This is a genomic window from Paracoccus rhizosphaerae (assembly GCF_026162645.1).
Lineage (GTDB): Bacteria > Pseudomonadota > Alphaproteobacteria > Rhodobacterales > Rhodobacteraceae > Paracoccus > Paracoccus rhizosphaerae.
Genome location: NZ_JAOTBE010000006.1, coordinates 40,322 through 57,998 on the forward strand (window position 1 = coordinate 40,322; position 17,677 = coordinate 57,998).

The window sequence follows — 17,677 nt, forward strand, 5'->3', positions numbered from 1 at the left end:
TCCTTGCGGCGGGGGCAGGACGGACGAAACCACCGCGCGGGGAGACCGCTGCGGTGGCTCGGGTCCGGCGCACCGGACGTGGATCTGGCGCCCTGCCGCCCTGGGCGTGGCAGGGTCCGGCAGGATCAGTTGGCCGGCACCGGAGCCAGAGGCTCGGCCGGCGATTCGACGGCTTCGGGGCTGTCGGTCTCGACCTCGACGGGGGGCAGGTCGACGCTGTTGTCCTCGACGACGACGTTGGTGTCGCCGCCGGCGACGGGATCGGTCGTGGCCGTGCCGGTGCGGGTGCCGGACATGACATAGAACAGAAGCGCGACGGCGACGACGATGCCACCGACGATGAAGTACAAGCCATTGTTATTGCGGTCAGCCATGACGAACCCTTCCGGTCTGAGCTGGTTTGACCAGACAATTCGCAGACCGTGGGGCCGGTTCCGAAGAAGATCATGAACGCTCCGTCAATGCGCAACGCCGGCGGCGACGGATTCGTCGATGAACCGCCCCTCGCGGAAGCGGTTCAGACCGAAATCGGCGGCCAGCGGCCCCGGCGCGCCTTTGGCGACCAGTTCCGCCATCGCCCAGCCCGATCCAGGGATCGCCTTGAATCCTCCGGTGCCCCAGCCGCAGTTCACGAAGATGCCGCCGACCGGCGTCGTCGAGAGAATGGGCGATCGGTCGCCCGTCATGTCCACGATGCCGCCCCATTGGCGCAGCATCTTCAGCCGCGACAGCATCGGGAAGGTCTCGATCAGGGCGCGGACGGTTTCCTCGGCATGGTGCCAGGACCCGCGCTGCGTGAAGTTGTTGAAGCTGTCGGTGCCGCCGCCGATGACCATCTCTCCCTTGTCGGACTGCGACAGGTATCCGTGGACGGTGTTGGCCATGACGACCACGTCCATGCAGGGCTTGATCGGTTCGCTCACCAGCGCCTGCAGGGCCACACTCTCGATGGGCAGGCGGAAGCCCGCCATCTCGGCCAGTTGGCTGGAATGGCCCGCCACGACGATGGCCAGCTTGTCGCAGCTGATGCGGCCCCTGGTGGTCTCGACTGCGCGGACCTGACCGCCCTCGGTGTCGATGCCCTTCACTTCGCAGTTCTGGATGATGTGCATGCCCATGTCAGAACAGGCGCGCGCATAGCCCCAGGCGACCGCATCGTGGCGCGCCGTGCCGCCCCGCGCCTGGTAGAGGCCGCCCAGCACCGGATAGCGGGGGCCGTCCAGGTTGATGATCGGCACCAGCTCTTTCAGGCGGGCGGGTTCGATCCACTCGGTCGACACGCCCTGCAGGTTGTTGGCATAGACGGTGCGCTTGTAGCCGCGGACCTCGTGTTCGGTCTGCGCCAGCATGATCAGGCCCCGCGGGCTGAACATGACGTTGTAGTTCAGGTCCTGCGACAGGTTTTCGTAAAGCGACAGGGACTTGTTGTAGATCGCTGCCGACGGGTCCTGCAGATAGTTCGACCGGATGATCGTGGTGTTGCGCCCGGTATTGCCGCCGCCCAGCCAGCCCTTCTCGATCACCGCGACATCGGTGATGCCGAAGTTCTTGCCCAGATAGTACGCCGTCGCCAGACCGTGGCCGCCCGCGCCCACCACGATCACCTTGTAGCGGTCGCGCGGCGGCGGGTTGCCCCAGGCGCGCGTCCAGCCCTTGTGCTGGCGCATCGCCTCGCGGGCGATGGCGAAGACGGAATATCGGCCGGTGCGGGGCGCGTCTGGCATGGTGGCTCCCAGTGTTGATCGGTGTCATTTTGAAGAACCGCGCGCCGGGGCTCAAGCCGGGTTGCGACAGATCGCGCAGATTTGCGGCCTGCGACACCGTGGACGCGACCGCGGCGCCGCATGGCCGCTTCCGGTCGCGGGCCAAGCAGGCTAGGGAAGGGCCAACGGAGGATGCCCATGTTCTGGATCTTTGCCGGCGGCCTGACGGCGATCGTCGCCTTTGCCATCCTGTCGCCCGTCTGGCGTGCCCGCGGCCGGGCCGAGCCTGCGGCCGCCTATGACCTGCGCGTCTATCGCGATCAGCTGCGCGAGGTCGACCGCGATCTGGATCGCGGCGTCATCCGCGCCGACGACGCCGACCGCCTGCGGGCCGAGATCGGGCGCAAGGTCCTGGACGCCGACCGCCGGCTGTCGCAGGGGGGCCATGGAACGGCCGCCGGAAGGCCGCTGGCCGCCGGCCTGTTGATGGCCCTGCTGATCGCCGCCGCTGCCGCGCTCTATCTGCGCGAGGGGGTGCCGGGCGCACCCGACATGCCGCTGCAGGCACGCGTCGCCGCCGCCGATGCCGCCTATCGCGACCGCCCGACGCAGGCCGAGGCCGAGGCGGCTGCCCCGCTCCGTCCCGAACCTGACCTGTCCGGTGTCGATCCCGAATACCTCGACATGATCAAGCAGCTGCGCGCCGCGGTCGCCCGCACGCCCGAGGATCCGCAGGGTCTGCAGCTTCTGGCCACGCACGAGATGCGCCTTGGCAACCTGCCGGCCGCCCGCGATGCTCAGGAACGCCTGGTCCGCGTTGCCGGCGACGATGCAACCGCCGCGCAGCTGATGCAGCTGGCGACCCTGATGATCGAGGCTGCCGGCGGCCTTGTCACGCCAGAGGCCGAGTCGGTCCTGGCCAAGGCGCTGGCCAAGGACCCCGACCAGCCTCAGGCCCGCTACCTGCAGGGGGTGCTGCTGATTCAGAGCGGCCGCCCCGACCGCGCCTTCCCGATCTGGCGCCGCCTGCTGGAGGAAGGGCCTGAAACCGCGCCCTGGATCCCCTCGATCCGCGCCGCCATCGCCGACCTGGCCTGGCTGGCGGGGGACGCCGACTATACGCCGCCGGCCCTGCCCGGTCCCGATGCGGATGCGATGGCCGCAGCCGATGACATGTCCGCCGAGGACCGTCAGCAGATGATCGAGGGGATGGTCGCCGGCCTGCAGCAGCGTCTGGCGAGCGAAGGCGGCAGCCCAGCCGAATGGGCGCGGCTGGTCGACGCCCTCGGCGTTCTGGGGCGCACCGATCAGGCGCGCGCCATCGTCGAGGAGGCCCGCGCCCGCTTCCCCGAACCCGATGCCTTCGCCCCGATCCAGGAGGCCGCGCGCGCCGCGGGACTGAGGCCATGATCCACGAAGAAATGACCGATTTCGCCGCCGCCCTGCCCCGCATGGGTGCCCTTGCTGGGCTCGACCTGGGCACCAAGACCATCGGCGTCGCCGTCAGCGACGGCCTGCGTCAGGTCGCCTCGCCCATTACCGTGATCCGCCGGCAGAAGTTCACGCTGGACGCCGAGGCGCTGCTGGCGATCATCCGCGACCGCGGCCTTGCAGGGCTGATCCTCGGCCTGCCGCGCAACATGGACGGGACCGAAGGGCCGCGGGCACAATCCACCCGCGCCTTTGCGCGCAATATGGCGCGCCTGACCGACCTTCCCATCGGCTATTGGGACGAGCGCCTGTCGACCGTCGCCGCCGAACGCGCCCTCCTCGAGGCCGACACCTCGCGCAAGCGCCGCGCCGAGGTCATCGACCAGGTCGCGGCAGGCTATATCCTGCAAGGTGCGCTGGACCGGCTGTCGCATCTGTCGCGGAACGCGTGACAGCCGCGCATCGCGCGGCACGGAGCCAAGCGGCAGCGTCCGGGCCGGGCTCTGCCCGGCCCGTCCTCCTTCCTGGACACGCCTTCGCAATCTTGCCGTCCCGCCGCAAACACGCCATGACCAGCCGCATGACCAGGACCATCGACAGCCCCTGCGTGGGCATCTGCACCCTCGACGCCGATCGCCAGATCTGCACCGGCTGCCTGCGCAGCATCGATGAGATCACCAGCTGGGGCCGACTTACCCCCGAGGCACGGCAGAGGGTGATCCGCGACCTACCCGCTCGACGTCGCGCGACATCAAGCGGCGCCTAGCGGCGTCACATGCCCTGGCGCGGATCGTAGGAATGATCCCTGCGCCAGGTCTCGAAGAACTCGGTCAGCGCGGCATCGACCTTCGGCGGCATGGCGATGCGCAGCTCGACATGCTGGTCGCCGCCGTTCACGCCCCGCCCGCGCAGCCGCAGCCTCTGCCCCGAGGTGGCGCCCTTCGGGATCGTCAGGTTCACCTTGCCGTCGATCGTCGGTGCCGCGACCTTGGCGCCCAGGACGGCCTCGTCCAGTGTGATCGGCAGCACCAGGTGGATATCGTCGCCGTCGCGGCGGAAATGCGGATGCTCGGCCACGCCGACGGTCAGATAGGCGTCCCCCGCCTCTCCTCGGCCGATACCGGGTTCACCCTTGCCGCGCAGGCGGATGACCTGTCCGTCGTGGGTGCCCTTGGGGATGGCAACCTCCAGCGTCCCGCCCTGCGGCAGCGTGATGCGGGTCCGGCCGCCCTGCACGGCGGTCATGAAGTCCACCGTCAATGCGAAGCGCAGATCCTGTCCGCGCATGTCCCCGCGCCCGCCGCCGAACCCTCCGAAGCCGCCGAACGGTCCCCCGCCCCTTGCGCCCGCCCGGTGCCCGAAGAGGTCAGCGAAGACGTCAGACAAGTCCGGGTCGCCGCCGCCATGCGAGGGGCCGTCGCCGAAGGGGTTGCCGCCCGCATGCTGGTGCCAGCGGCGGCTCATCCGCTCTTGCCCCTGGGCATCGATCTCTCCGGCGTCGAAGCGGCGGCGCTGGTCGGCGTCCTTCAGCAGGTCATAGGCCGCCGAGGCCGCCTTGAACCGCGCCGAGGCCGCCGGATCGTCCGTCAGGTCCGGATGATCCGTCTTGACGATGCGCCGATAGGCCTTCTTGATGTCGCTCGCGCTGGCGGTTCGGGACACGCCGAGCGCTTCATACGGATCGCCTGCCATGCGATTCACCCCATCTGCCGTTTCTTCTGTCTCGTCAGAAAGATAGACGCGGCGGGCGTTTCATCAATAGGGCGAAGGGTGGTGGCGGTGCAGCCGATCGATCCCTCGCCTCAGTTCGTCGGGCAGATCGCGTCCCAAGCCAGCGATCAGGTGGCGCAGCTGCTCCATCGTTGTGGCCCCGATGATCGGCACCACCTTGAAGGGCCGCGTCAGCTGCCAGGCGATGGCCATGTGGACCACATCCCAGTCATGCTGCGCCGCCAGCGCACCATAGGCGGTTGCGGCCTTCATGCCGCGCTTCGTCCTGCGGCCGCCAAGGTTGCCCATCCCGCCCGAGGCCTTGTCGACCGCCGCGCGGCTGCCCTCGGGCATGGCGTCGTCGGCATACTTGCCGGTCAGCAGCCCCGCCGCTAGCGGTGAATAGGACAGCAGCGTCACGTCCTCGTTCACCGCCACCTCGGCCAGGTCGGTGTCGTAGGGACGATAGAGCGGCGAGTATTCGTTCTGGATTGCCGCCATCCGCGGACCTCCAATGCGGTCGGCCACGTCGCACCACCGCGTCAGTCCCCAGGCCGATTCGTTTGACAGGCCCACCGCGCGGATCTTCCCGGCCTGAACGGCATCGCGCATCGCGCCCAGCACGTCCTCCATATGCGCCAGCGTCGCGGCCTTGTCCTGACCCGAGGGATCGTAGGTCCAGTTCTGCCGGAAGGCATAGGATCCCCGCACCGGCCAGTGCAGCTGGTAGAGGTCGATCCGGTCAGTTTGCAGCCGCCGCAGCGATGCATCGATGGCCTCTCGCACCGCCGCACCGTCGAAGGGCGCCCCGTCGCGGACCACCTGGCTGGGCCCGGTGATCTTGGTCGCGATCTCGACCCGGTCGCGGTTGCCGGTCCGCGCCAGCCAGCAGCCGATGATTTCCTCAGATAGGCCGACCGTCTCCCGCCGCACCGGGTTGACGGGATACATCTCGGCGCAGTCCATAAAGGTCATCCCGACCTCCAGTGCCGCGTCCATCTGCGCATGGGCGCAGGCCTCGTCGGTCTGGTTGCCGAAGGTCATGGTGCCAAGGCAGATCCGGCTGACCTCGACGTCGCTGCTTCCAAGTGTGACGCGTTCCATCCGCTACTCTTTCGTCCAAGGTATCGGGGCAAGCTAGCGATCAGGGCGGTGGACGCAAGCCGTCCCTGCTAGAGGGACGGCCTGCAAGCCCGACCTTAAATGACATGCATAATAACTGCCTAAAAATGTGACGCCTGAATTGCGCCTCGGAAAGCCTTGCCCCACCCATCGGATGCGACCGACCTTCGAAATCCGAACTCGTAAAAAACCTCGGGCTCAATGCCAGCCACTAGCGGGTTGCCGCTGCGTCGCCTATAGCCCCATAGGGCTATGTTGCGCCCTAGCCACCGGACAATCCTGAAATCGTTTGCACGCCAGCGGACGAAGGCCACTGACCATGTGGAGCGATCATCATGCCCATGACATCTCCTCTCCTTGCGGATATCGACCATGAACTGGGCTGCCTCGCCCCGCGCGGCTACATGTTCGGCCTGCACATCCGCTTCTCGCGTCCCGTACGGCGAGTCTGCACCTATCCGTCGCGGTGGATCCAGACCTACACGCGGCGGAACCTGGGGATCGGCGACCCGATGATGATCTGGTGCATGCTGAACGAGGGGGCCATCCGGTGGAGCGACCTGACCCGGACCGCCTGCGACCCGCTGGACGTCATGGGCCAGGCGCGGCAGTTTGGCCTGACCTTCGGCGTCGCCGTCGCGCATGGCCCCGTCGAATCGCGATCCTATATCGGCGCCGCCCATGACAGCCGCGAATTCACCGATGGCGAGATTGCGCGAATGGTCGACCTGCTACGCGCGGGTCACGATCACCTGGACCGGACAACTGCCCTGCGCCCGATCCTGGTCGAGGCACTCGAGGCCATCTCTTGCGGGATGACCTATGACCAGGCCTGCGAGGCCTTGGGGATCTCGCGCACGGCGCTGCGGTACCGGTTGCAGACCGCACGCGCGGCCTTAGGAACCGAGGACAACGCCCAGGCCATCCGCAAGGCAATCGACCTGGGGCTGATGAACAGCAACACCATTGCGGGCATCAGCAAGGGTTTTCCGACCGGCCCCGAAGGCTAGCGCTGCCGGCGCCGGAAGGGTCGCCGCCAGCGCCAGCCCCTGAACAGGCTGCGCCGGCCGAGCGGCTCGAAGATCTTGTCCGGGCCCTCGGGGTCCAGGATCTCGTTGTCGGCCAGCCAGGTCTGCAGGCCGTTCAGGTCGGGGATGCGATAGGGGATCAGCGTGCGCCCGGTGCCGGGTTCGCGCCGGCTGGCCTCGATCGCGGGGATCAGGCCGCCATGCGTCTTGATGCGTGCCGCGACCTCGTCTTGGGACAGCGCCAGGTGCTCTCCGATCAGGTCGTCGCGCAGGCCGGTGATGGTGCGGCGGATGTCACCGGTTCCGGGACGGTCTGCGGCCAGCACCACGTCGCATTCCGTGTCCAGCCGCATCGAGCGGTTGTTGAAGTTCGACGATCCGACCCGCAGGTAGGTGTCGTCGACCATGGTGACCTTGGCATGGACATAGATCTCTTGCCCGGCATCCGTCACCGGGTGATAGATCCGCAGCCTGTCGCGATGGTCCAGCCGCCAAAGCGCCTCGACCAGCCGGGCGCGGGCGGTGTCCATAGCCAGCGGCTCCAGCCAGCCCTGCGCGGTGATCGGGTTCACGATGACGATCTCGGGGGGGTCCTCCCCGATCAGGCGCTGCGCGATGGCCTGCGCGACGCGGCGTGAGGCGAAATACTGGCTTTCGGCATAGATCGACCGCTTCGCACGGGCGATCAGGTCGACATACATCTGCTCGATCTCGGCCACGGGTTCGACATCCGCCAGTTCGGGCCGGGTCCGGGCGATGGCCAGCGGCACGTCACGAACGGTCGGTGCCAGCAGGTCGGGCCAGCAGGGGGATGACGACGTCACCGGCGCCAGATCCTCGCCCGAGGCCAAGTGCCACCGTTCGCGTGCCAGATCGCCAAGCGCCCGCGCTGCCGGCCCGTCAAAGGCGCTGGTCGCGTCGTGCCACGGCACCATCGGCCTGCCGCGGGCATTGGTGCGCCGCGGGTCGTCGTCCAGATGCTGGCGCGTGTCCCACCGCCCCTCGGTCATGTCGATGCCGCCGCAGAAGGCCAGGCAGTCGTCGATCACCACGATCTTCTGGTGGTGCGAACTGGCCAGAGGGTGCTTTCCGTCCAGCCGCAGGGTGATGCGGGGATGCATCTTCCAGCGCAGGATGGTCAGCAGGGTCGTGCCGCGCAGCATTGCCTTGAACGCGCCGGTGTCCCATCGCAGCAGCCGGACCTCCAGCATGGGCGTCCGCCGGGCCAGCCACATGACAAAGTCCCCAAGCGTGGCAGGCCCGCCGTCGCTGGTGTCGCCAAGCTTGATTCGGGCGTCGAAGTCCCATCCGATCATCAGGATGCTGCGCTGCGCCTGCGCCATGGCCTGCCTGACGGCGCGAAAATATTCGTCGGCGTCGGCGATGAAGCAGAAGCGCTGCGCCGTCTCGACCCGCCAGCAGTTCCGCCCCGGTTGCGTCAGGCGGTCGCTCAAGCCGTCCATTCTGATCCCGTTGCCCCTTTGCCCGTAGATATGCCTGCCCGGCCCGTCAGGAAACCCGCGCCCAAACGCGCCGCCCCGGCGCATCGTTCCCGCAGCATCGACCCTGCACGTGGACGGTTCCGCTGCTGGTGCGGCTGCCCGTCTCCTTGGTGTATCTGCCCTAAAGGCCTTGAAAGCCCCCTGCAGGGCCCTGCCAAGCCATACCCTCCGCGCCCACGCCACCTCGTGAAGTCGGAGGACCGGCCCTTGTCGGCAACGCAGCGCCCGGTCTGCCTGCCGGTTCGACCCGGTCTCAAGTTCATCCCCGCCGCATGGAGCCATGGCGTCAACCTCAGCAAGACCGGCATCACCCTCGGCCTTGGAACATTCGCGGCGCGGCGCGATTTCCATCAGAAGTATCGATGGCAGGACGTCCGCCTTGATGGCGGGCCTGCCAGCCGATCATCCGCCGCTGGATGAACCTCTCATCCATTCGGTGGCGCAGTCAGCGCATCACCAAGAGGAGGCGCATCATGCCGCATGATCATGACCACGCCCATCTGGACCCCGCATCCGGCGACCGGCGGGTCTCGATCGCAATCTGGGCCAACGCCCTTCTGACGGTCGCGCAGATTGTCGGCGGCATCCTGTCCGGCAGCCTTGCCCTGATCGCTGATGCGCTGCACAACTTCTCGGACATGGCCTCGCTTGTCATCGCCTTCGTGGCCCGCAAGATTGCGCGACGGCCAGCGGATGAGCGGATGACCTTCGGCTATGGCCGGATCGAGATCGTCGCCGCGCTGATCAACTATACGACCCTGATCCTGGTCGGGGTCTATCTGATCTATGAAGGCGTCATGCGCTTCATCGAACCCTCCGGGGTCCAGGGCTGGACCGTCGTCGTCCTGGGTGCCGTGGCGCTGGCCGTGGACAGCCTGACGGCTTGGCTGACCTGGTCGATGCAGAAGGGCAGCGTGAACATCCGGGCGCTGTTCCTCCACAACCTGTCGGACGCGCTGGCCTCGGTCGCGGTGATCGTCGGCGGCTCGCTGATCATCCTCTACGATGAGACCTGGGTCGATCCGGCGATCACCATCGGTATCGCGCTCTATATCCTCTACCTCGCCCTGACCGAGATCGGCGGCCCGATCCGCACCCTCATGCTTGGCAGCCCGCCGGAGATGGACTGCACGGCCGTCGTCGACACGATGCGCGGCGTGAAGGGGGTCGTCGACGTTCACCATGTGCACATCTGGCAGATGCAGGAACACGAGGCGGCGCTGGATTGTCACGTGGTCCTTGACGACACCGGCTGGCAGAGGATCGAGGCGATCAAGACGACGATCAAGGACAGGTTGAGAAAGCACGGAATCACCCACTCCAGCCTGGAGTTCGAAAACATCCATCACGCCCACCAGGAGGCGCAGCTTTTCGGGCATGGGGACGCCGAAAAGGTGGAAGATGCCGTTGATGAGGAAGAACGCTGAATGCTGGCGCCGGACTGCCGGGGACCATCGTGAGGCAGGCGCGCAGCCCGCTACCAAGGCGTGCTTCGCTGATCTTTTTCGGCGCCCTATGACCGCCTCCGAGGCGTAGCGCATCAGGGACCAAACGGCCTACACCACGCCCTCTCCCTTTGGGCATATTTGCGCCGTGCAGGCCATGACGCAGAGCTTCTACATTGGCGTCGATGAACACTGCCTCCGGCTTCAGATTTCCTGTGTGCCGCATTCAGATTTCGCGCCGGTGGATTTCAGGCGCAGGCAAGACGACAGTGAGTATATCAGTCGCAACAGGAAACGATTAGCCAGCGTCTCCACCCTCCACTGACGGGCCACAAGGGTGCCGTTCTGTTAGCAATTCGGCGATTGGACGATCTGACCAAGGCGCTGCCGCAGGTTGCGATAGATCGTCAGGGTCATTACCGACCGCTGCTCAGATAACTGCCCGGCCTTGCGAATTCACCCCTTCGGGCACTCTAATCTTGCCGTATCGCACCGGAGGCGGCCGGCGCGGTTGCGATGCTTGCGTCTTCGGGCGTGTCATGGGATGGACGGGGTCTATCCCGTCCTGTTGTCCCCGCGCTCGCCAAGGGGCGCTTTTTCTGGTTGGCGACCCCGGCTCATGCGCAGACCCCTCATCCGTTCCCGCGTCTTCCGGCGATCGCGCAGCCTGTTGACCAATCGCGACCGTTGGCGGGGACGCCTCGTGTTCTGGCTGGGGGCGCTGGCGGTCGGGATCGTCAGCACGGCCTTTGCCTGGCTGGCTGACATGGCCGGAGAATTGTTTCACGCATTCTCGGGCGGAGGAACGACGCCATGGCTGCTGGCCGTGATGCCCACGGCCTTCATCGGCTCGGCCTGGGCTGCACAGCGGGTTTTTCCCGGATCGCAGGGCAGCGGCATCCCACAGGCCATGGCCGCCCGCGCGCTGGAAGGGGAAGAGCGGCACCTTTACATGACGCTGAAGATCGCCGTGGGGAAACTTCTTCTGACGCTGTGGGGGGCTGCTCTTCGGAGCCTCGATCGGGCGCGAGGGGCCGACCGTGCAGATCGGCGCCGCCATCATGCTGACCAGCGCCCGTATCGGCAGCCTGTCTCATGCGCGCGGCCTGATTCTGGCGGGCGCGGCGGCGGGCATCGCGGCGGCGTTCAACACGCCGCTGGCCGGCATCGTCTTCGCCATCGAGGAGATGGCCCGCAACTTCCAGACCCGCACCAACGGGCTGGTGCTGTCGACGGTGGTAATCGCGGGCGTGGCGGCGCTGGCGATATCGGGCAGCTATACCTATTTCGGCGAGGCCGGGCTTGAACCGCACTTCCCCCGCGACTGGCTGCTTGTAGGCCTGATCGGCGTGGCGGGCGGGGCCTTTGGGGCGGCGTTCAGCCGGACGGTCCTGTTCCTGACCCGCCGGGTCCGGCAGTGGAAATCGGCGTCAGACAGGCGAAAGCTGCTGATCGTGGCCGGCGGGGCGGGCCTTGCTGTGGCCGCCCTCGGCCTCTTCAGCGGCGGCACCGTCTTCGGCACCAGCTATGAGGAAGCGCGCTTGGCTGTCCAGGGCGAGGCCCTGCCGCCGACCTTCTTCGTGACCAAGCTGCTGGCGACGATGGCCTCGACGGTGTCGGGCATCCCGGGCGGCATCTTCGCGCCGTCGCTGTCGATCGGGGCGGGGCTCGGCAACCAGATGGGCGTGATGTTGGGCGGCTCGCTCGGGCTTGCGGCGGTGCTGGGCATGGCCAGCTATTTTGCGGGCGTCGTCCAGTCGCCGATGACGGCCTTCGTCATCGTGATGGAGATGACCGCGACGCAGGAACATGCCCTTCCCATCATGGCGGCCGCGCTCGTGGGCTTTGGCGTCTCGCGCATCCTCTCGCCCGAGCCGCTCTATCACGGGCTGGCGCGGCTCTGGGTCGCCGATGCGCTGAAGCACCGCCGACGCAGCCAGCGCGGCTGATGCCCGCGCCCGCACGGCTTGCGGGCGCGGGCGCGGGTCGTCACCAGCCCGAACCGACCGCCGCCGGCATTGGCTGCGGCACCACGACCGATCGTCCGTCGCGGGGACTGGTGCGGAACTGCGCGGCCTTCGCGGCCAGCTGCTCGGTCTGCTCTTCCAAGGCGCGGGCGGCGGCGGTGGTCTGCTCGACCATGGCGGCGTTCTGCTGGGTGACCCTGTCCATCTGGTCGGCACCCTCGGACAGGGCGCGCAGGCTCTGGGACTGTTCGCGCGTGCTCGTGGCGATCATCGTGATGATGTCGCGCATGGCCGACACCTCGTCCACGATGGTCACAAGCGACGTGCCGGACGCGCGGACAAGGTCCGCCCCCTCCTGCACCGAGGCGGTCGAGGTGCCGATCAGCTTCTTGATCTCGTGCGCGGCCTCGACGGTCTTGTGGGCCAGGGCGCGGACCTCGTGGGCGACGACGGCAAAGCCGCGGCCGGCCTCGCCCGCGCGGGCGGCCTCGATCCCGGCGTTCAACGCCAGAAGGTTGGTCTGGAAGGCGATCTCGTCGATGACGGTGATGATCGTGCCGATCCTCTGGGTCGAGCCTTCGATCTCGCCCACGGCGGCGACGGCCTTCTGAACGACGCGCCCGCCGCCTTCGGCGCTGCGCTGCGCTGCCTCGGCGCTGCTTTCGGCACTCGAGGCGCCGTCGGCGGTCCTGTCGACGCCGCGCGACACCTCGGTCAGGGCCGCCACCGTCTCCTCAAGGTTGGCGGCCTGCTGTTCGGTGCGCTGCGCCAGATCCTGTGCGGCGGCGCTGATCTCGGCCAGACCGGCGCGCATGATGGTCACGCCTTCGACCACCACGCCGAACGCCTCGTCCAACTGGCCGAGCGATTCGTTGAACTGGTGGCGGATCGGACCGAACTCGGCCGCTAGGTTATCGTCGAGGCGCACCGTCAGGTCGCCGCAGCTGAGGCGATCGAAGCCCTGGCTGATCGCGGCCACGAACTGCTCCAGTTCGGCAGCCTTCAGGCGCGTCGCCTCGACCATCGCCGTCTGCTGCGCCGTCACCTCGGCCGCGGCGGCGGCCAGGCGGTCGCGTTCGATCGTCGCCTCGCGGAAGGTCTCGACCGCGCGGGCCATGGCGCCGATCTCATCGCCTCGCTCGACGCCGGGCGCGGGCATGTCGGTCCGACCCTGCGCCAGCCGCCCCATCATCGCGGTCAGCGACCGGATGGGCCGCCCGATGCTGCGCGACAGCGGAATGGCGCAGGCGACCAGCGCTGCGACCAGCAGGGCCGACCACAGACCGCTGCGGCGCAGTTCGGCCATGAAGTCGGCAGTGATGTCGTCGACATAAAGCCCAGCCCCCACCGTCCAGTCCCACGGCGCGAACTGCGCCGAATAGGACAGCTTGGGCAGAGGCTCTCCGCCCGACAGCCGCGCGGTATAGTAGTCGGTGAAGCCGCCGCCCGCCTGTGCCGTCTGGATCATCTCGCGGATGTGCAGCTTGCCGTGTGCATCGGTGGCGTCCCAGGCCATCGTGCCCTCACGCTCCCGGTCGGGGTGCATCAACCGCAGCCCTGTCGTGTCGTAGATGAAGACGTAGTCGTCATCGCCATAGCGGATGGCGCGCGCGGCCTCTTTAGCGCGGGTCTGCGCCTCCTGCAGGGTCATCACGCCGGCATCGGCCTCGGCCGCGAAATGTGCAAGGATGCTCATCGTGCTGGCGACCTGGGTCTCGATCAGCTCCTTTCGGTCGTTCCACAACACCTTGTTCAGCGACATCAGCTGCAGCGACATCGCCACCACGCTCAGCGCCACTGCCACCCCGATCATCAACGTCAGCTTTTTCGATATCCCAAAGCCCATTGCCCCACCTTTCTTGTCTCGCCGAAGCGACGATAGACGGGAAAGGTCAAGGGAGGGTTTACGCCGGCGATTCGGGGATCAAAAGCTGCCGGAACGCTCTTCCGGGTTGACCATCTCGCGCGTCATGGCGCGGGCGGCGGGTTCGTCCTCGGCCTCGGCACCGGTCTCGACCAGTTCCTTGGCCTCGGTCTCGTCGTCGTCCTCCAGCGCCGGGGGTTTGTCGCCAGCCAGGAAGTTGCCGAACTTCTCCCAGCCGGGGACATGTTCGGCCAAGACCCGCAACACGACCAGGACAGGCACCGCGATCACCATCCCGATGACCGACCACAGCCAGGCCCACAGCGCCACTGCCAGGAACACGACGACGGTGTTCATCTGCAGGCGGCGCGATACGAAGTAAGGCGTGATGATCTGACCTTCCAGCGAGGTCAGGCCCAGATAGGTCAGCGCGACCATCGCCGGCCAGAACAGCCCCGGCATCACGACCAGCGCCACCAGCCCCGAGATCGCGACCCCGGTGATCGCCCCCAGATACGGGATATAGTTCAGGATGAAGCCGCCGATGCCGAACAGCAGCGCGCCCGGCAGACCCCAGGCCCACATCGCCAACCCGATCGCCAGCCCCAGGCAGGCATTGATGATGGTGATCGCGCCAAGGTAGTTGCCAAGCGAATCCTCGATCTCTCGCAGGGCCAGATAGGCGCCGCGCTTGTCGCGCATGCGGTCAAAGCTCTGGACGATCTTCAGATACAGAAGATCGCCCGAGGCGATCATGAAGAACAGCAGGATCAGCGTGAAGACGGTCTGCCCCAGAAGCAGGGGCGCGGTCTTCAGGACCATCCCCAGCGTCGTCTCTCCGTCCTGCTCGATGCGGATGGCGGGGGCGTCGTCGGGCAGCGTGTCCTCGGTCTGAGCCTCCTCGATTCGCGCGGCCGCGTCGCGCAGGTCGGACAGGCTGTCCCGGACGCTGTCGAACTTCTGTTCCAGCTGGTAGCTGATCAGCGGCATGTTCGAGATCGCTCGGCTGATCGGACCGCTGGCGGCATAGGCAATGACGGCGACGGCCAGCAGGATCGACAGGGTGATGCCGGCGGCCGTCATGGCGTCCGGCACGCCCCGCCGCTGGGCGAAGCGGCGCAGGGGGGTAAAGACGAAAAACAGCAGCACCGCCATCGTCACCGGCATCAGGAAGTCCCGGCCGGCCGCGATGGCCCCAAAGCCCATGATCAGGAAGATCCCGATGACGGCCCAATTTGCCAGTCGCGGGACAGAGCTTTCGCCTTCGTTGGCGAAGCGTGGAAACAGATAGCCCTTGCTTGGACCAGGCATCAGACCCCCCGGATGCTTCGAGCGGACCGGTCGGACCCACATGGAAGACCCGGCAAAACGCAGGCGGCGGCCGGGTTGTTCCGGACCGCCGCCCAAAGCATCATAGATCATGCGAGTCAGATCGCGTGGTCACCCTCGGCGTCGATGACGCGGGTGGGCAGGCCCATCTGGCCCAGCAGCTCCAGAAAGGGGCGCGTGGGCAGGTCCTCGACATTGGCCATCTTCCTGACGTCCCAGGGCCCACGGGCGATCAGGATCGCCGCCGCCACGGGCGGCACGCCGGCGGTATAGCTGATGCCCTGGCTGCCGACCTCCTCGAAGGCCTCCTTGTGGTCGGCGACGTTGTAGATGAAGACCTCGCCGGGCTTGCCGTCGCGGGTGCCTTTCACCAGATCGCCGATGCAGGTCTTGCCCTCATAGTCAGGTGCAAGGCTGGCTGGGTCCGGCAGCACGGCCTTGACCACCTTCAGGGGCACGACCTCGGACCCGTCGGCCAGCGTGACCGGCTGTTCCGACAGCAGGCCCAGCTTCTGCAGGACAGTAAAGACGTTGATGTAGTGTTCGCCAAAGCCCATCCAGAACCGCACGTCGGCATCCGGATAGCGAGCGGACAGGCTGTGCACTTCGTCATGGCCCGACAGATAGGCGGTGCGCTTGCCGACGACGGGCAGGTCCCATTCGCGGCCCACCTCGAACATGCGGTTCTGCTGCCATTCGCCGCCCTGCCAGGAATAGACGGTGCCGGTGAATTCGCGGAAGTTGATCTCGGGGTCGAAGTTCGTGGCGAACCAGCGGCCGTGCGACCCGGCATTGATATCGACGATGTCGATGCTGTCGATCTTGTCGAAGTACTCGTCCTCGGCCAGGCGCGCATAGGCATTCACGACGCCCGGATCGAAGCCCGCGCCCAGAACGGCGGTGATGCCGGCCTTGGCCACATCCTCGCGCCGCTTCCATTCGTAATTGCCGTACCAGGGCGGCGTCTCGCAGACTTTGGACGGATCCTCGTGAATGGCCGTGTCGATATAGGCGGCGCCGCCGCGGATGCAGCCCTCGAGCACCGTCATGTTGATGAAGGCCGTGCCCACATTGATCACGATGCCCGCGTCGACCTTGCGGATCAGCGCCTCGACCGCGCCCGCATCCATCGCATCCAGCGCATGGCTGGTGAAGGGCATCTGGTGGCCCTTGTCGCGCAAGCTGTCGATGATGGCATCGGCCTTGGCCTGCGTGCGGTTCGCGATGTGCAATTCGCCGAATTCGGCCGCCCACTGCGCGACCTTGTGCGCCGTGACCTGCGCCACGCCGCCCGCACCGATGATGAGCACGTTCTTCTTCGCCAATTCTGTCTCCTTCAGGTGGCAGAGGATGGGTCGCCTCAGGAAAGGCTGCCTTTGTAGTCGTCAAAGCCGAAGCTGCGGACGGTGCGGACCGATCCGTCCTCCTCCAGCCGGGCGATGGCGGGCATGGCCACGCCGTTGAACCAGTTCTTCTTGACCATGGTATAGCCGGCCGCATCGTCGATGCTGATCCGGTCGCCGACCTGCAGCGGACGCTGGAACCGCGCCTCGCCGAAGATGTCGCCGGCCAGACAGGTCTTGCCGGCCACCTGATAGGCATGGTCGCCCGACTGCGGCAGCTTTGCGGTTTCGCGATAGATCAGCAGGTCCAGCATGTGCGCCTCGGTGCTGCTGTCGACGATGGCGATCTTCTTGCCGTTGTCGATGATGTCCAGGACTGACACCTCCAGCGTGGTGGTGCGGGTGATGCTGGCCTCGCCGGGCTCCAGGAACGCCTGCACGCCGAAGCGGTCCTGGAAGGCCTTCAGCCGGTCGGCCAGGCGCTGCAGCGGATAGCCTTCGCCGGTGAAATGAATGCCGCCGCCCAGGGACACCCAGTCCAGCCGCTTCAGCAGGCCGCCGAACTCATCCTCGATCCGGGTCAACTGGCGGTCGAAAAGCTCGAAGTCGGCATTTTCGCAATTGTAGTGGATCATCACGCCATTGATGCGGTCCAGCGCGCCTTCCAGCCGCGCGGGGTCGGCCTCGCCCAGGCGAGAGAACGGCCGCGCGGGGTCGGCCAGATCGAAGCCGCTGGTCGAAAAGCGCGGGTTCAGGCGCAGGCCGGTGGCGATGCCCTTGGTGCGGTCGGCGAAGCGGTCCAGCTGCGACAGGCTGTTGAAGATGATCTTGTCGGCATAGCTGACGGCTTCGTCGATCTCGTGGTCGGCCCAGGCCACGGAATAGGCGTGGGTCTCGCGGCCAAACTCCTCATGCCCCAGTCGCAGCTCGAACAACGACGAGGAGGTCGTCCCGTCCATGTACTCGCGCATCAGGTCGAAGACCGACCAGGTGGCAAAGCATTTCAGCGCCAGCAGCGCCTTGGCGCCCGATGCCTCTCGCAGCCAGGCGACCTTCTCCATGTTGGCGCGCAGCTTTGCCATGTCGATCAGGTAATATGGCGTCTGCGGCAGGGTCATGGGCGGCTTCCTTCGGTGGCGCGGACGGGACGGCGTGCAAGGCCGCCGATATAGCCATGCCCCTTGTTCTTCGCAAGGAAACATGACGCGCCGGTGACTGGTCCCGCGTGGGGGG

The 17,677-nt window shown here is 67.0% G+C and carries 15 protein-coding genes; 6 read left to right on the forward strand and 9 right to left on the reverse strand.

Annotated features, from left to right (window positions below; translation table 11 throughout):
• Positions 1–125: 125 nt before the first annotated feature.
• On the reverse strand, positions 126–374 hold the full coding sequence (locus OC184_RS04190; RefSeq protein ID WP_265505940.1) for a hypothetical protein: 249 nt from the start codon (positions 372–374) through the stop codon (positions 126–128).
• An 84-nt stretch (positions 375–458) separates the two neighbouring features.
• Complete coding sequence (locus OC184_RS04195; RefSeq protein WP_265505941.1) at positions 459–1,724, reverse strand: sarcosine oxidase subunit beta family protein; 1,266 nt, start codon at positions 1,722–1,724, stop codon at positions 459–461.
• Positions 1,725–1,901: 177 nt separating this feature from the next.
• Between OC184_RS04195 and ccmI the strand changes: the two genes are divergently transcribed.
• The 3 genes from ccmI (at position 1,902) to OC184_RS04210 (ending at position 3,900) form a co-directional block, all read left to right on the forward strand.
• Positions 1,902–3,113, forward strand: a complete 1,212-nt coding sequence (gene ccmI, locus OC184_RS04200; RefSeq protein WP_265505942.1) for a c-type cytochrome biogenesis protein CcmI — start codon at positions 1,902–1,904, stop codon at positions 3,111–3,113.
• A complete protein-coding gene (ruvX, locus tag OC184_RS04205; protein ID WP_265505943.1) occupies positions 3,110–3,586 on the forward strand; it encodes a Holliday junction resolvase RuvX in 477 nt (158 codons plus the stop codon). Before ccmI ends, ruvX begins: the two co-directional genes overlap by 4 nt.
• Before the next feature lie 128 nt (positions 3,587–3,714).
• The gene (locus tag OC184_RS04210) at positions 3,715–3,900 is read left to right on the forward strand and encodes a DUF1289 domain-containing protein (RefSeq protein WP_265505944.1); all 186 of its coding nucleotides are present in this window, start codon (positions 3,715–3,717) and stop codon (positions 3,898–3,900) included.
• 5 nt (positions 3,901–3,905) lie between these two features.
• On the opposite strand, the gene OC184_RS04215 is transcribed toward OC184_RS04210, so the two are convergent.
• Both OC184_RS04215 and OC184_RS04220 read right to left on the reverse strand, forming a co-directional pair.
• Entirely contained in the window at positions 3,906–4,826 is a 921-nt protein-coding gene (locus OC184_RS04215) for a DnaJ C-terminal domain-containing protein (protein ID WP_265505945.1), read from the reverse strand.
• A gap of 63 nt (positions 4,827–4,889) precedes the next feature.
• The gene (locus OC184_RS04220) at positions 4,890–5,948 is read right to left on the reverse strand and encodes an aldo/keto reductase (RefSeq protein ID WP_265505946.1); all 1,059 of its coding nucleotides are present in this window, start codon (positions 5,946–5,948) and stop codon (positions 4,890–4,892) included.
• Positions 5,949–6,307: 359 nt separating this feature from the next.
• Between OC184_RS04220 and OC184_RS04225 the strand changes: the two genes are divergently transcribed.
• Positions 6,308–6,976 carry a helix-turn-helix transcriptional regulator gene (locus OC184_RS04225; protein ID WP_265505947.1) on the forward strand — a complete coding sequence of 223 codons (669 nt, stop codon included), beginning with the start codon at positions 6,308–6,310 and terminating at the stop codon, positions 6,974–6,976.
• Here the strand turns inward: OC184_RS04225 and OC184_RS04230 are convergent.
• Positions 6,973–8,457, reverse strand: a complete 1,485-nt coding sequence (locus OC184_RS04230) for a phospholipase D-like domain-containing protein (RefSeq protein ID WP_265505948.1) — start codon at positions 8,455–8,457, stop codon at positions 6,973–6,975. The genes OC184_RS04225 and OC184_RS04230 overlap by 4 nt on opposite strands.
• A gap of 512 nt (positions 8,458–8,969) precedes the next feature.
• Between OC184_RS04230 and OC184_RS04235 the strand changes: the two genes are divergently transcribed.
• Both OC184_RS04235 and OC184_RS04240 read left to right on the forward strand, forming a co-directional pair.
• Positions 8,970–9,923 (forward strand): cation diffusion facilitator family transporter, encoded by a 954-nt coding sequence (locus OC184_RS04235; protein WP_265505949.1) that lies wholly within the window; start codon positions 8,970–8,972, stop codon positions 9,921–9,923.
• Between the two features lie 1,058 nt (positions 9,924–10,981).
• Positions 10,982–11,890 (forward strand): chloride channel protein, encoded by a 909-nt coding sequence (locus OC184_RS04240; protein WP_265505950.1) that lies wholly within the window; start codon positions 10,982–10,984, stop codon positions 11,888–11,890.
• 40 nt (positions 11,891–11,930) lie between these two features.
• Here the strand turns inward: OC184_RS04240 and OC184_RS04245 are convergent, their stop codons facing one another.
• From OC184_RS04245 to nspC, 4 genes are all read right to left on the reverse strand, one after another.
• Complete coding sequence (locus tag OC184_RS04245) at positions 11,931–13,721, reverse strand: methyl-accepting chemotaxis protein (protein WP_265505951.1); 1,791 nt, start codon at positions 13,719–13,721, stop codon at positions 11,931–11,933.
• 111 nt (positions 13,722–13,832) lie between these two features.
• Entirely contained in the window at positions 13,833–15,083 is a 1,251-nt protein-coding gene (locus OC184_RS04250) for an AI-2E family transporter (protein WP_265505952.1), read from the reverse strand.
• Between the two features lie 116 nt (positions 15,084–15,199).
• Positions 15,200–16,426, reverse strand: coding sequence for a saccharopine dehydrogenase family protein (locus tag OC184_RS04255; protein ID WP_265505953.1), 1,227 nt, complete (start codon positions 16,424–16,426; stop codon positions 15,200–15,202).
• A gap of 35 nt (positions 16,427–16,461) precedes the next feature.
• Positions 16,462–17,556, reverse strand: coding sequence for a carboxynorspermidine decarboxylase (nspC, locus tag OC184_RS04260; protein ID WP_265505990.1), 1,095 nt, complete (start codon positions 17,554–17,556; stop codon positions 16,462–16,464).
• Positions 17,557–17,677: the final 121 nt, after the last annotated feature.

Coding starts and splice junctions, on each gene's coding strand:
- OC184_RS04245 (WP_265505951.1), bottom strand. CDS start 13,721: ATGATCGGGGTGGCAGTGGCGCTGAGCGTGGTGGCGATGTCGCTGCAG.
- OC184_RS04220 (WP_265505946.1), bottom strand. CDS start 5,948: ATGGAACGCGTCACACTTGGAAGCAGCGACGTCGAGGTCAGCCGGATC.
- OC184_RS04215 (WP_265505945.1), bottom strand. CDS start 4,826: ATGGCAGGCGATCCGTATGAAGCGCTCGGCGTGTCCCGAACCGCCAGC.
- OC184_RS04225 (WP_265505947.1), top strand. CDS start 6,308: ATGACATCTCCTCTCCTTGCGGATATCGACCATGAACTGGGCTGCCTC.
- OC184_RS04195 (WP_265505941.1), bottom strand. CDS start 1,724: ATGCCAGACGCGCCCCGCACCGGCCGATATTCCGTCTTCGCCATCGCC.
- OC184_RS04210 (WP_265505944.1), top strand. CDS start 3,715: ATGACCAGGACCATCGACAGCCCCTGCGTGGGCATCTGCACCCTCGAC.
- ccmI (WP_265505942.1), top strand. CDS start 1,902: ATGTTCTGGATCTTTGCCGGCGGCCTGACGGCGATCGTCGCCTTTGCC.
- OC184_RS04230 (WP_265505948.1), bottom strand. CDS start 8,457: ATGGACGGCTTGAGCGACCGCCTGACGCAACCGGGGCGGAACTGCTGG.
- ruvX (WP_265505943.1), top strand. CDS start 3,110: ATGATCCACGAAGAAATGACCGATTTCGCCGCCGCCCTGCCCCGCATG.
- OC184_RS04235 (WP_265505949.1), top strand. CDS start 8,970: ATGCCGCATGATCATGACCACGCCCATCTGGACCCCGCATCCGGCGAC.
- OC184_RS04250 (WP_265505952.1), bottom strand. CDS start 15,083: ATGCCTGGTCCAAGCAAGGGCTATCTGTTTCCACGCTTCGCCAACGAA.
- OC184_RS04190 (WP_265505940.1), bottom strand. CDS start 374: ATGGCTGACCGCAATAACAATGGCTTGTACTTCATCGTCGGTGGCATC.